A 12,068-nucleotide genomic window follows, 5' to 3' on the forward strand; every position below is an offset into this window, starting at 1 on the left:
GGCCGCACGACGACCGCCGCATCCTCCAGGCGTCGAAGCCGCGCTTCGTCCGCGGTGCCCGCGCTGTCGGCATGACCGAGCGGCCCGGGGGTGCGTCGGCGGCAGCCGTGCGGGTCAGTTCGGATGGTCGGCGCCGGTTCGGCGCGGATGCTCGAGGAGAGCTTTCCAAGCTGCCTGCCAGGGGAAGTGGGGGAGACGCGCTTCCCCGGTGCCCCGCTCGTGCGGCTCACCCTCGCCGATCACGATGGTGACCCCCCAGTCGGACAGTTTGCGCAGCCCCTCCTGAATCGCGGGGAAGCTGATCTGCGCGCGATTCGAGTAAGGCACGCCCACAATCGGCAAACCTTTGCCGAACCCTTCGACCAGCAGACCGAGCAGGAGCGTATCGGATATCCCCGCAGCCCATTTCGCGATCGAATTGCCGGTGAGCGGAGCGGCGATGAGGCCGTCGGCGGGCGGCAGCACATCCGGCGTGCCGGGTTCCTTGTATTCGCTGCGCACGCGATAACCGGTTTGCGCCGCAACCGCGTCGGCGTCGATGAACCGCGTGCCGGACGGCGAGGCGATCACGCATACGACCCAGCCGTCCGCCTGGGCCAGGGTGATCAACTTGCCGACATCACGCGCGGCGGGCGAGCCGGTCACCAGGGCGTACAGCACGGGATTTCCATTGGCGTCCACAGGATCATGGTGTCACGGCGGCGGTGCGCGCCGAGGTCGACCTGCGTCCGCTCGACTCTGCCGTGTGCCCCACCGATCGGCGCATTGCCGCCGCGAGGTCACCGGTGAAGTCGGCGAGGCGGCCGTCGTCGCTGATGATCGCGCCAGGCCAGCGGGGCGAAGGCTCGGAACAAATTGTCACCGTGCCGTTGCCAGCGGTTCTGCACGCTTCCTGACGGTGTCAGGCCAGGCCCGGGCTGGATCGCGGTTGGTGCCAACCGCCCGAGAAGGGGCCGTAATCGCTGGTGACGGCGGCAACGACCAGCTCGAGCGGTTGCCGCGCTGCTGGGACGCAGGGACGGACCTGCTGTCGGCGTCGCTCGAAGCATCTGTGCCGCAATATATTTGCGTGCCAATGTGGTGGTGACGAGCGTCAGGCGGGGACGGCGCCGATGCGTTTGGCGAGGCGGCCCAGATCCCCGGTGGTGAGGTCGCGGCGGGCGGTGCGCATCATGTGGCCCACGAGTTCGCGGACATGGGTCATGCTGCGAATCTGCTGGGGGGCGATGTGTTCGGCGCGCAGCAGGGCGTGCAGGGAGTTGCGGTAGTCGCGGCGCAGCGCGTGGGCGCGGCCGATTTCGACGAAGTATTGGGCCCGGCGTCCTTCGGCGGGGATTGTTTCGGGATCGAGGGTGGGGGCGAGTTCGAGGACTTGGCCCGGCTCGCGGCGTTCCATCGCCGCAGACATCCGCCACAAGGTCACGTTTGTCGCGTTGAAGGTCGGGTTGCGCAGGAGGGTGGGGTCGGGGGTGGCCTGCTGGAGCCGGGCGACTTGCTCGTCCGCTTCGTTCAAGTGGTCGGCTGGATCGCCGCCGAGTGCGGCGGTGACGAGTGCGGCTTGCAGGTGCAGCATGCCGTAAGTTTCGATTTCCCCCAGCGATCGCACGTCCGGCGCCAGCCGCTCGGCTGTTGCCTCGGCGTCATGGAGTGCGGCAGGCAGAGTTCCGGGCCGGGCAAGGAGTATCTGGCTTCGAGTGTAAGCGGCTGTCGCCGGACCTGATGTGCCACCGACGTTTTCGGTCGCGCGTTCGATTTCCAGCGATGCTGTCCACGCCAGCGCGGGATATCCCCGGCGTGACGCCGACTGTGCCGTGAGATACGCGACCGTGGCCAGCGCGTCCCAGGCTCGGTCCCGGCCCACCCCGGTCGCGTCGCGAGTATGGCGATAGCAGTCGGTCAGCAAGGGGGCGAGCATCGGGCCAAGCCTCGCGTAGTCACATGCACGTCGCAGTTCAGCCGCGTATTTCGTCGCAGCGGTGAGTTCGTCCAGACTTCGCGACGGTGCGGCGGTCGTGATGTCCCCGCGCGTCCAGAACACGGTTTCGATGTCGGATACCGCTGAGTGGAACCCGGCGGAGACCGGATCCAGCCGATCCTGCTGGTCGCCGGTCAGGTCACCGACCGCGACGCCGAGCGCCTGGGCGAGTGCGTGCAGAGTCCGCCGGGAATCGATGGGGCGCTCGCCGTTCTCGTATTTGGCGATGGCTCCCCGGCTGACGCCGACGCGGTCGGCCAAGACTTGCTGCGAGATGCCGCGGCGCGCGCGAATGGCGCGCACCCGACGGCCGATGTACCGGCCGTCGTCCTTCCCCAGATCTTCGCTCATCGGCTCTCCCTCGCCGGGTGCTGATCGAAAACCCCATGCTAGACGCGTCGCCAGGTGTCCCGCACCGGGACAGCGCGGGTTTCGGGGCCCGCCAAGCTTTCCCGAGCACTCGCCCGTGGCACGGGCACGACCATGCGCCGGCACGTCGGCGCGCGGCACATCGGTCGTGCGCGCCCCGGTGGGTGCTCACAACAAACGCGCAGGGGAAGGCGAAAGTTATGCGGGGAAGGGCATTCGGGTTCGTGTGGTACGCCACGGCCGTGGCACCGGACGGTGATGATGACGCGGGTGCGGTCGGGGCGGGCTCCCGCATGCCGACGCTGCCACCGAGCACGACCCCGGTGATCGTGGTGCGGCCGGTCGCCGACCGGTACGGGTACGAGGTCGGCGCGAGCTGCGCACCCGGCGCGGAGTTCGCGCCGGGTTCGACGCTATGGCTACTGGATCGCGTGCCCACGCCCCGTTCCGTGACGGTGATCGTTCACCGCGCCGCCTACTTCGCGGCGATGACGCGGCGGGTGTCGCACGAGTACGTGCGCACGGCGGAACCGGTGATCGCTTCCCGCATCGGACACCTCGGCGGCGCGGCGGAGAGCGCGCGGTGAGCGAACCATCCGATCCGGCGGCCGACACCCCGGCCAGCCGGTGCCGTTTCTACCGGCAGTGCGGGCTCGCGGCGGTCGTGCAACCGGACCTCGGACGCATCGTCGTGCCCGCGGGCCGCGTGGGCGCGATCACCATGCCCGCTCGTCTGGGTCAGGAGGTGAAGGCGCTGATGCAGGTCCGGCGGTCCGCGCTCGGGCCGATCATCTCGCATCCGCGCTCGAGACGCTGGACCTACCTGGTGCGGCCGGACCTGCCCGACGAGTCCGGCTTGTTCGCCGAACTGTTCCGCCTGGACGTGTCGGTCGCCCGCGGTGGTGCGCAGATCGCGCTGCCCTCGCCCGCCGACCACTCGCCGTGCTTCCGGGTGTGGGTCGAACCGCCTCGCGACACGTTCCGGCCGTCGGGCTCGGTCGTACTCGCGGCGATTCGTCAGCGCGTGGGACGCCGGTGGTGACCGCGCCGGAGCACCGGTCACCGCGGCCGGACGAGGACGACGTCCATCTCTCGGTCCAATTCCACGACGTGCGTTTGGATTTCGCGGCCTGCGCGACCGCTGCCGCGTTGTTCGTCCAGGAATGGCGGGCCCGTCACTACGAGGACGCGGTCACGGTGCTGCCGGACGACCCGACCGGTCTACCTCGCCTGCCCAACGAGCGGTTGTTCCTCGATCCGTAAGCGTCGGCGAGGTGTGGATGTGGCCGCGGCGTCGCGTCCGAGCGTCGAGGTGAACTCGACGGGAAGCGGCGTCGTGGTCGGCGTCCGGTCAGTCGATCTGTTTAAAGCGTCGGCGAAGGGCTCCCGGCGCGGGCGGGCGCGTGAGCCGGTGCGGTCATCGAGGACGGCAGTGCCGACGCGCTGCCCTGGGCGGCGGGCGTGCTGTGAGCGCGCATGCCGAGTTGGTGTCGGCCGGAATCCGCGATGACGTCGAAGACATGTCGTCATGGTCATTGCCGCGGAGTCCGGTGGCGCGGTGTCGGTGGTGCGCGGCGCGGCCACCGACCCGGAATTGACCGAGCGAGCGGACTGGCGAATTATCTGCAAAGCGACTAATCCGGCCGCTCTCGCGCAGATGCAGTACCTGCCCTTCCCGGAGCGATACCCTTGAACAGGGAAATTCAACGTCGAGGAGCTGATGTGGGACACCTGCGAGGCAAGGACGCATCGTGCGCAGCCGCCGTATGATCGATCACGGCTGATTCCGAGCTACCGATGCGTGAGCCGATCGATCTGGCCGATTCAGCCGAACGAACCCGCGCCGCGCTCGCCGCCGTCGTGGCGCAGTTCTCAGAGGCTTGGGCGTCCGGATCCCCACCCGATCTGGCCGCCTACCTACCCCGTGAGCAAGCCGAGCGGCGCACGATACTGATCGAATTGATCAAGGTCGACCTGGAGTATCGCTGGATTCGCTACGACTTTCCCAAGCGGCTGATCGACTACCGTGCGGAATTCGCCGAGCTGCGAAACGGGCCGTTTCCGGCCGATCTGGTCTACGAGGAATTCCACGCCATGCGCCGCGGCGGCCACGGAAGCGATGCCGCCGACCTGGCCGCTGCCGCCACCGCCACCGCGGCCGGTCCTGCGCTCGACCGGCTCACCAGCGACTACCGCAGCACGATGATCGCCCGCCCAGGTGCCCAAATCGCGCTCGACGCCATCGACGTCGGTGATCAGGTCGACGATTTCGACCTCCTGATGAGGATCGGGGCCGGTGCGTTCGCCCAGGTGTATCTCGCTCGTCAGCAATCGATGCAGCGACTGGTCGCGGTCAAGATCTCGCACAACCACGGCAACGAGCCGCAGACGCTCGCCCAGCTCGACCACGACTACATCGTGCGCATCTTCGACCAGCGACTCATCGCCGACGGCGAACTGAAGCTGCTGTACATGCAGTACCTCCCCGGCGGAACACTGCTCGACGTGCTGCGCTTGTCGCGCGCGACGCCCCGGGACCGGCGCGGTGGGCAACTGCTGCTCGACGCCATCGACAAGGTACTCGCCGACAAAGGCGAGGTGCGGCCGACGGAATCAGCCGTTCGCACCCGGATCGCCGCACTGACCTGGCCGGAGACCGTCGCCTGGCTCGGCCGCCGACTCGCGGACGCGTTGCAGCACGCGTCCGAACGCGGGGTGCTGCACCGGGACATCAAACCGGCGAATGTGCTGTTGAGCGCCGAGGGGATTCCGAAGCTGGCCGACTTCAACGTCAGTTTCAGCGAACGCGTCAAGGGCACCAGCCCCTTGGCGTACTTCGGCGGATCACTGGCGTATATGTCGCCCGAGCAGTTGCAAGCCTGTCATCCCGACCTGCCCAGCTCCGCCGCCGACCTCGATACTCGAAGCGATATCTTCGCGCTGGCGGTCATGCTGTGGGAATTGCTCACCGGCCGCCGCCCCTTCGTGGACGAAACCTCCGCGGGCGAGTCGGAGACATCGCTTGCCCGCATGATCGAACTGCGGCGCAGACCCGTCGAGCCGAAGTTCCTCTCGGAGCTTCCGCCGGATTGCCCTGTGGCGCTGCGGCGCGTGCTGTTGAAGTGCCTGTCAGCCGCCCGTGCGGACCGCTACTCGTCCGGTTCGGAATTGGCGCAGCAGTTCGACTTGTGCCTCGAGGAGAGGGCCCGCGATCTCGTCTATCCGCCGCCGGACAGCTGGCGGCTCCGGCTTTCACGCTGGCCCACCCCCGTTCTGTGGTTGTCGTCGCTGGTCGGCGTCGGCCTGGCCACGATCTATATGGCCGTGCACGTTCAAGAACTGCTCCGAGAGCGCCTGTCGGATGCCACCAATTTGCAGCTCAACATGGGTGTCTACATTTTCGTTCTCATCGCAGGCCCGCTGTCCATCGTCATCTACGCATTCATGTCCCGTGATCAGCTCACGGTTCTTCGCGGCTTGCGCGAGGGCAGACGCTATGACGAGGCACTGCTCGCGCGGGCGCGGGCGCGCACACTGTTCTGGGGCGATATGTGTGCGCTGAACACCTTCCAGACCGGGATAACGGCAACCGTGACCGGGGCGTTCCTGTGCCTCTGGCTCACCGACCTTCCGGCGCGGCTGGTGATCCATGCGGCGATGACGGTTTTCATGGCAGCCGTCATCTCCGTCGCCTACACGTTCTTCCTGTCGACCTTCTATATCGTCCGCTCCGTCTATCCGGTCTATCTGCGCTACAGCCGCCCCACGGCGCACGACTCCGGCCATATTCGCGCGCTGCGTCGAAGAACCACGATCTATCTCGCGGTCACGGCCTCCGTTCCGGTGGTCGGGGTGCTGGCCGGATTCAGCCTGCTCGAACCCGAGCAGGAGCTTCCGCTGGTGCGCGATTCGGTCCTGGGCTTGTGCGCGGTCGGCGGACTCGCGTTCGTCGCCGTCTATTGGCTGTACCGGACGCTCGACGCCGACCTGCGCGCGTTGCAGCGGGTGGTCAGGAGGCCAGTGGCGGGCGTGCGCTGATCGGCCGCGCCGGCGGAGCCTATGGGGCGAACCGGGCGATCGCGCGCCGGATGGCGGTACCCATCGCCGGGCTGCCCGTGTGCCCGGAATCATCGATGACCTGCAGTTCCGCCTCGGGCCAGGCTCGAGCCAACTGCCAGGCGGTGTACAGCGGGGCGCTCAGATCGAGTCTGCCGTGGATCAGCACGCCGGGAATGCCCGTCAACCGGTGCACGTCGCGCAACAACTGCCCGTCCTCCAGCCAGGCCGCGTGGGCGAAGTAGTGCGTGCAGATCCGCACGAACGCCAGTCGCGCGGCGTCCGGCTTGGCGCTGTACTGCCCTGGGCTGCCCAGATTCTCGTGCGCGATCACCGCGTCCTCCCAGGCGCACCACCGCCGCGCGGCCGACTCGCGGGTCGGCGCGTCGGGGCTTTCCATCAGCCGGCGATAGGCGTCGACCAGATCGCCGTGACGGTCGGCGAGCGGAACGCCCATGCGGAAGGTCTCCCACTGCTCGGGCAGCAGCCGCGCGACGTCGCGGTAGAGCCAGTCGATCTCCTCTTGCCGGGTCATGGTGACCCCGGCCAGCACGATTTCGCTGACCCGCTCGGGGTAGCGCTGCGCGTAGGCGAGGATCAGCGTCGCGCCCCAGGAACCGCCGTAGAGCAGCCAGCGGTCGATCCCGAGGTGTTCGCGCAGCCGTTCCATATCGGAGATCAGATGATGGGTGGTGTTCTCCGCGAGATCGACCGCCGGGTCGGAGGCGTGCGGCAGGCTCTCCCCGCAGCCCCGTTGATCGAACAGGACGATCCGGTAGACCGCCGGGTCGAAACTCTTCCGCGAGCCGCGCCGTCCGCCGCCGCCCGGCCCACCGTGCACCACCAGCGCCGCTTTGCCCTCCGGATTACCGCTGGTCTCCCAGTAGATCCGCTGACCGTTGCCGACGTCCAGCAGTCCGCGGGCATACGGCTCGATATCGGGAAAAGGCTGCGGCGCATCGGGTTGCGGGTGCGTGGACACGAGCGACCACACTACCGCCGAGCGCAACCCCCGGTCCGTTCTCACCCTCGGAGGCGTCTACCTCGCTCAGGCGGCCTGGGCGGCTGGGTCCGGTTTCGGGGCGGCGACGCGCTCCCGGGTGCGCAGCGATGCCCACAGCGCGGCGGTGGCGGCGGTGCACGCGGCGGCCCCGCCCACGTGCACGACGACCAGCGCGGCGGGGACATCGGTGAAGTACTGCACCACGCCGACCAGCCCCTGTGCGCACACCAACCCGAGCAGGACGAACAGCCGGGTGCGCACGGCGGGCGGGATACCGACCGCGAACAGGCCGAACGCCAACCCGACCAGCAGCGCGAGATACCCGACCAGCAACTGCGAGTGCAGATGCACCAGGGTGACGATCTCGACCTGCAACCGCTCCACCTGCCGCTCGATGCTCTTGTCGCCCGCGTGCGGACCCGCGGCGGTGACCAGGGTGCCCGCGATCAGGACCGCGCCGAGCGCCACCCCGGCGAGCGCGGTGAGCCAGCGCAGCGGTGCGGGCGCTCGCACAACGTCGATGCCTTCGTCGGGTTCGCCGATCTTCGCGTACAGCACCACCGCGAGCCACACCATCACCATGGACGCGAGCAGGTGCGTCGCGACGGTCCACCAGAGCAGTCCGGTGCGCACCGTGATGCCGCCGATGATCGCCTGCACGACCGTGCCGCCGGGCATCAGCCACGCGTACACCAGCACCTCGCGGCGGCGGCGGGCCCGGGTGACCGCCAGCACGATCGCCGCCGCGCACAGCGTCACCACGAAGGTGAGCAGCCGGTTGGAGAACTCGACCGCCTGATGGATCGCCGGAACCTCCGACACCGCGACCGGGGTGAAGCTGCCGGGGAAGCACTGCGGCCAGGTCGGGCAGCCCAGTCCGGACGCGGTGACCCGCACGACGGCGCCGGTCACCGAGATGCCCGCCTGGGACAGGATGACCGCCAGCGCGATCAGGCGCTGCGCCCGCAAGGAGGGCAGCGGCAGCTTGTCGACGAGTCGCAGGAACGCGCGATACAGCACGTCGAAAATCGTAGCCGGGCCGGATCCGGGCCCGGCACCCGGTCTACTACATTTCGTCGTTGAGTCTGCCGGTCGCCTTGCCTGCCGCGCTGGACGTGCCGCTCACGCGGACACCGAACCGCCGGCGCCGCGCCCGGAATTCAGTGGAAGCGGAACAGGCGGGTGGCCGCGATGCCCGAGACCACGCCCCAGACGGCGAGAACGGCGATCCCGAACCAGTCGACGCCGGTGTGCATCGCGCTTTCCAGCGCTTCGGCGAGCGCTCCGGACGGCACCAGCCGGGCGAGCACGCTCACCGCGGCGGGCAGGTCGTCGGCGGCGAAGACGATGCTGGCCACGCCCAGCATGACGAACCACAGGATGTTCGCCAGCGCGAGCACCACCTCGGCCTTGAGGGTGCCGCCCAGCAGCAGGCCCATCGCCGCGAAGGTGGCGGTGCCGAGCGCGATCACCGCCGCACCCAGCAGCAGCCCGGCCGCTTCCGGACGCCAGCCCAGCGCGAAGCCGATCAACCCGAGCAGGACGGCTTGCAGCACGACCACGATGAGCACGGCCGCGCTCTTGCCCGCGATCACGCCCCACCGGGGCAGCGCCGTCGCGCCGAGCCGCTTGAGCGCGCCGTAGCGCCGGTCGAAACCGACCGCGATGGCCTGACCGGTGAACGCGGTGGACATGACGGCCACCATCATCACCGCCGGGACGATCTTGTCCACCCGGTGCGTGCCGAGGTCGCCGAAGGGCAGCAGGCTCAGCCCCACCAGCAGGGTGATCGGGATGAACATGGTGAGCAGGAGTTGTTCGCCGTTGCGCAGCAACAGGATCAGTTCGAGTCTGGTCTGCGCGAGCAGCATCGCGGCGCGGCTGCTCGGCCGGGGGCCGGGGGCGAAGGTCCCCGGCGCGAACCGGTTGGCGGTCCGGTCGTGCTCGCTCATCCGCGCAGGTCCCGTCCGGTCAGTTCGAGGAAGACGTCTTCGAGGCGGCGCTGGTCGATACGGATGTCGGTGGCCAGCACGTCCATTCGCGCACACCACGCTGTGACGGTCGCGAGCACTTGCGGATTGATCTCGCCCTCCACCAGGTAGGTGCCCGGGGTGGTCTCCCGGGGCGCGAACCCTTCCGGCAGGGCGTTCGCCAGCAGTTCCAGGTTCAGTCTGGGCGGCGCGCAGAATCGCAGCTGCCCGGCCGCCCCGTGCGCGGTGACCTCGGCGGGGGTGCCGGAGGCGACGATACGGCCGTGGTCGATGATCATCAGCTGGTCGGCGAGCTGCTCGGCCTCGTCCATCATGTGCGTGGTCAGCACCACGGTGACCCCGTCGCGGCGCAGGGCGTCGATCAACTCCCAGACGATCAGCCGCGCCTGAGCGTCCAAGCCGGCGGTGGGTTCGTCCAGGAAAACGATCTCCGGCTTGCCCACCAGCGCGCAGGCCAGGGCCAGCCGCTGCTGCTGGCCGCCGGAGAGGCGGCGGTAGGGGGTGCGGCGGTTGTCCTGCAGGCCGAGGGTGCGCAGCAGCCAGTCGGGATCGAGCGGATCCGCGGAGTAGGCGGCCACCAAGTCGAGCATTTCGCCCGCCCGCGCACCGGGATACGCGCCGCCGCCCTGGAGCATGACGCCGATGCGGGGGCGCAGCCGTTCGGAATCGGCGATCGGGTCCAGGCCGAGCACGCGCACCGTGCCCGCGTCCGGCGCGGCGAATCCCTCGCACATCTCCACGGTGGTGGTCTTGCCCGCGCCGTTCGGGCCGAGCAGCGCGAGCACCCGCGCCGGTTCGACCTCGAACGTCAGGCCGTCCACGGCGGTGGTCGAGCCGTAACGCTTGACGATGCCGTCGACGCTGACCGCGGGTCCGGAAGCTGTGATCACGACTCCGCCTCGCCGGTGCTCGGCCGCGTCGCACCCGATGGTGCTGTGTAGATGGCTCCCTCGCCACGCTCGGTCACGATGTCACACCGTAAGAGGTGGGCACCTGTGACGGAGCCGACACCCCCGTCTGCCCGCGCCAGGGCAGCGAGTTGCGCGTGATCACGAGGAACAGCACCGCGACGATCACGGTGGCGATCGCGGCGCCCACGATCTGGAACACTTCCAGGTTGGCGCCGCGCGGCATCAGGATGACGCTCACGATCGCCGAGAACACCACCGCCGGAACGCGGAACACCGGCCGGGTCGCCCACGCCGCCATCGGCACGATGGCCCACAGCAGATACCAGGGCTGCACCACGGGGAACAGCAGCACGATCGCACCCAGTGCCACGCCGAGTGCGCCGACCGGGTGCAACCGCCCGGTGCCCGTGGCGACCAGCATGCGCACGGTGAAGAAGCCCGCGACGAGTGCCGCGATCGGGCGAGTGATGCTCAGCAGCGCGGTGGTGTGATCGCCGAGCCCGAGCAGCACACCGCCGAACCCGGTGATGATGCCGAGCGCCGTCGGCAGCGACATCCAGCTGCGCACCGCGTTCGCGGTGTTCAGCGTGTAGATCCACCCGAAGCCCAGACCGCTCACCGAACTGATGAAAAGCGTTGTGCCGATGGCAATGGCGCCGAGCATGGCCGCCGCGATGGCGACCGTGCGCAGCGAGGCGCCCCAGCGCCGCGCCAAGGCCATGCCGACGAACCCGAGCACGACGATCGAGGTGAACTTGATCGTCGACGACAAGGTGATGGTGACCGCCCCGCTGATCAGCCACGCGTAGGCGCGGCCGTCGAACGGGTGGGTGTCCTCGATGCCGCGCAGGCAGAACTCCAGCCCGGCCAGCATCAGGCCGAGCATCAGCGCGTCGTTGTGCACGCCGCCGACCAGGTGGAACAGCACCAGCGGATTGGCAGCGCCGAGCCACAGCGCGCTCACCGCCGCGACGCCGCAGCGCGCCGACAGCCGGGGCAGTGCCCACACGATCAGCGCGACGCCGCCCAGCGCGAGGATCCGGTGCACCCACACGCCCGCGATGATGTTGTCCCCGGTGAGTTCGGCGATGCCCCGGCCGATCCAGAGGAACAGCGGACCGTAGGGCGCGGGGGTGTCGCGCCAGATGGTCGGGACGTTGTTGGTCAGGACGTTGTCGATGCCGAGCCCGGCCACCGGACCCTCCTGGTACGGATCGATGCCGCGCGCGGCGATCTCGCTCTGTGCCAGATAGGAATAGACGTCGTTGCTGAACAGCGGCGGGGCGACGCTGAGCGGGATGATCCACAGCAGCAGCGTGCGATCCAGCTGCGAGCGGGTCAGCCGGTGCACGGGGGAGCCGCCGATGCCGCCGACCGCGAACCGGCCCAGCAGCAGCCAGGCCAGCACCACGACGACGGTGCCGGTCATGCACATCGCCAGCGAGCCGGTGTGGGCGCGGGCGAAGATGCCGAGCACGCGGACGCCGGAGACCGGGTTCTGGTGCACCGGCTGCGCGCCGATGCCGAGCGCGCTGATCGCCATCAGCACCGTGCCGGTCGCGCCCATCAGGCGGATGCGGTCGAGCTGCGCCAGCTCCTTGCGATCGAGACCGGGCACCTCCGACTCGTCGCGGTGCAGCACCGCGATCGTGTGATCGGCCGCGGGCACGTCGAGTCCGAGTGCCCGGCGCCCGAACGCCAGTGTCCTGCGCCGCGCGCCCTCCAGTACCGCCACGTCACGAAGCCTAGTTCGAGCGGCGATC

The 12,068-nt window shown here is 69.2% G+C and carries 12 protein-coding genes; 5 read left to right on the forward strand and 7 right to left on the reverse strand.

Features of this window, described 5'->3' with window-relative positions; genetic code table 11:
* Nucleotides 1–114 precede the first annotated feature (114 nt).
* Both LTT66_RS26015 and LTT66_RS26020 read right to left on the reverse strand, forming a co-directional pair.
* The gene (locus LTT66_RS26015; protein ID WP_233061030.1) at nt 115–681 is read right to left on the reverse strand and encodes a flavoprotein; all 567 of its coding nucleotides are present in this window, start codon (nt 679–681) and stop codon (nt 115–117) included.
* 412 nt (nt 682–1,093) lie between these two features.
* Nucleotides 1,094–2,326 (reverse strand): helix-turn-helix domain-containing protein, encoded by a 1,233-nt coding sequence (locus LTT66_RS26020; RefSeq protein ID WP_233061031.1) that lies wholly within the window; start codon nt 2,324–2,326, stop codon nt 1,094–1,096.
* Between the two features lie 218 nt (nt 2,327–2,544).
* Between LTT66_RS26020 and LTT66_RS26025 the strand changes: the two genes are divergently transcribed.
* The 5 genes from LTT66_RS26025 to LTT66_RS26045 all read left to right on the forward strand — a co-directional run bounded on the left by LTT66_RS26025 (nt 2,545) and on the right by LTT66_RS26045 (nt 6,382).
* On the forward strand, nt 2,545–2,931 hold the full coding sequence (locus LTT66_RS26025; protein WP_233061032.1) for a hypothetical protein: 387 nt from the start codon (nt 2,545–2,547) through the stop codon (nt 2,929–2,931).
* A complete protein-coding gene (locus LTT66_RS26030; protein ID WP_233061033.1) occupies nt 2,928–3,386 on the forward strand; it encodes a DNA-directed RNA polymerase subunit beta in 459 nt (152 codons plus the stop codon). Before LTT66_RS26025 ends, LTT66_RS26030 begins: the two co-directional genes overlap by 4 nt.
* The gene (locus LTT66_RS26035; protein WP_195095250.1) at nt 3,383–3,607 is read left to right on the forward strand and encodes a hypothetical protein; all 225 of its coding nucleotides are present in this window, start codon (nt 3,383–3,385) and stop codon (nt 3,605–3,607) included. The genes LTT66_RS26030 and LTT66_RS26035 overlap by 4 nt, the downstream gene beginning before the upstream one ends.
* Before the next feature lie 265 nt (nt 3,608–3,872).
* Complete coding sequence (locus tag LTT66_RS26040) at nt 3,873–4,037, forward strand: hypothetical protein (RefSeq protein WP_233061034.1); 165 nt, start codon at nt 3,873–3,875, stop codon at nt 4,035–4,037.
* Nucleotides 4,038–4,141: 104 nt separating this feature from the next.
* A complete protein-coding gene (locus LTT66_RS26045) occupies nt 4,142–6,382 on the forward strand; it encodes a serine/threonine-protein kinase (protein WP_233061035.1) in 2,241 nt (746 codons plus the stop codon).
* A 19-nt stretch (nt 6,383–6,401) separates the two neighbouring features.
* On the opposite strand, the gene pip is transcribed toward LTT66_RS26045, so the two are convergent.
* The 5 genes from pip to mptB form a co-directional block, all read right to left on the reverse strand.
* Nucleotides 6,402–7,382 (reverse strand): prolyl aminopeptidase, encoded by a 981-nt coding sequence (gene pip / locus LTT66_RS26050; protein WP_233061036.1) that lies wholly within the window; start codon nt 7,380–7,382, stop codon nt 6,402–6,404.
* Nucleotides 7,383–7,448: 66 nt separating this feature from the next.
* Nucleotides 7,449–8,423 carry a COX15/CtaA family protein gene (locus LTT66_RS26055; protein ID WP_233061037.1) on the reverse strand — a complete coding sequence of 325 codons (975 nt, stop codon included), beginning with the start codon at nt 8,421–8,423 and terminating at the stop codon, nt 7,449–7,451.
* Between the two features lie 140 nt (nt 8,424–8,563).
* The gene (locus tag LTT66_RS26060; protein WP_195064190.1) at nt 8,564–9,355 is read right to left on the reverse strand and encodes an ABC transporter permease; all 792 of its coding nucleotides are present in this window, start codon (nt 9,353–9,355) and stop codon (nt 8,564–8,566) included.
* Nucleotides 9,352–10,284, reverse strand: coding sequence for an ABC transporter ATP-binding protein (locus LTT66_RS26065; protein WP_233061038.1), 933 nt, complete (start codon nt 10,282–10,284; stop codon nt 9,352–9,354). The genes LTT66_RS26060 and LTT66_RS26065 overlap by 4 nt, the downstream gene beginning before the upstream one ends.
* Nucleotides 10,285–10,357: 73 nt before the next feature.
* Entirely contained in the window at nt 10,358–12,040 is a 1,683-nt protein-coding gene (gene mptB, locus LTT66_RS26070; protein WP_233061039.1) for a polyprenol phosphomannose-dependent alpha 1,6 mannosyltransferase MptB, read from the reverse strand.
* Nucleotides 12,041–12,068: the final 28 nt, after the last annotated feature.

This window comes from Nocardia gipuzkoensis, assembly GCF_021183645.1.
GTDB classification, from domain to species: domain Bacteria; phylum Actinomycetota; class Actinomycetes; order Mycobacteriales; family Mycobacteriaceae; genus Nocardia; species Nocardia abscessus.

Coding starts and splice junctions, on each gene's coding strand:
- LTT66_RS26020 (WP_233061031.1), bottom strand. CDS start 2,326: ATGAGCGAAGATCTGGGGAAGGACGACGGCCGGTACATCGGCCGTCGG.
- LTT66_RS26025 (WP_233061032.1), top strand. CDS start 2,545: ATGCGGGGAAGGGCATTCGGGTTCGTGTGGTACGCCACGGCCGTGGCA.
- LTT66_RS26040 (WP_233061034.1), top strand. CDS start 3,873: ATGGTCATTGCCGCGGAGTCCGGTGGCGCGGTGTCGGTGGTGCGCGGC.
- LTT66_RS26045 (WP_233061035.1), top strand. CDS start 4,142: ATGCGTGAGCCGATCGATCTGGCCGATTCAGCCGAACGAACCCGCGCC.
- LTT66_RS26060 (WP_195064190.1), bottom strand. CDS start 9,355: ATGAGCGAGCACGACCGGACCGCCAACCGGTTCGCGCCGGGGACCTTC.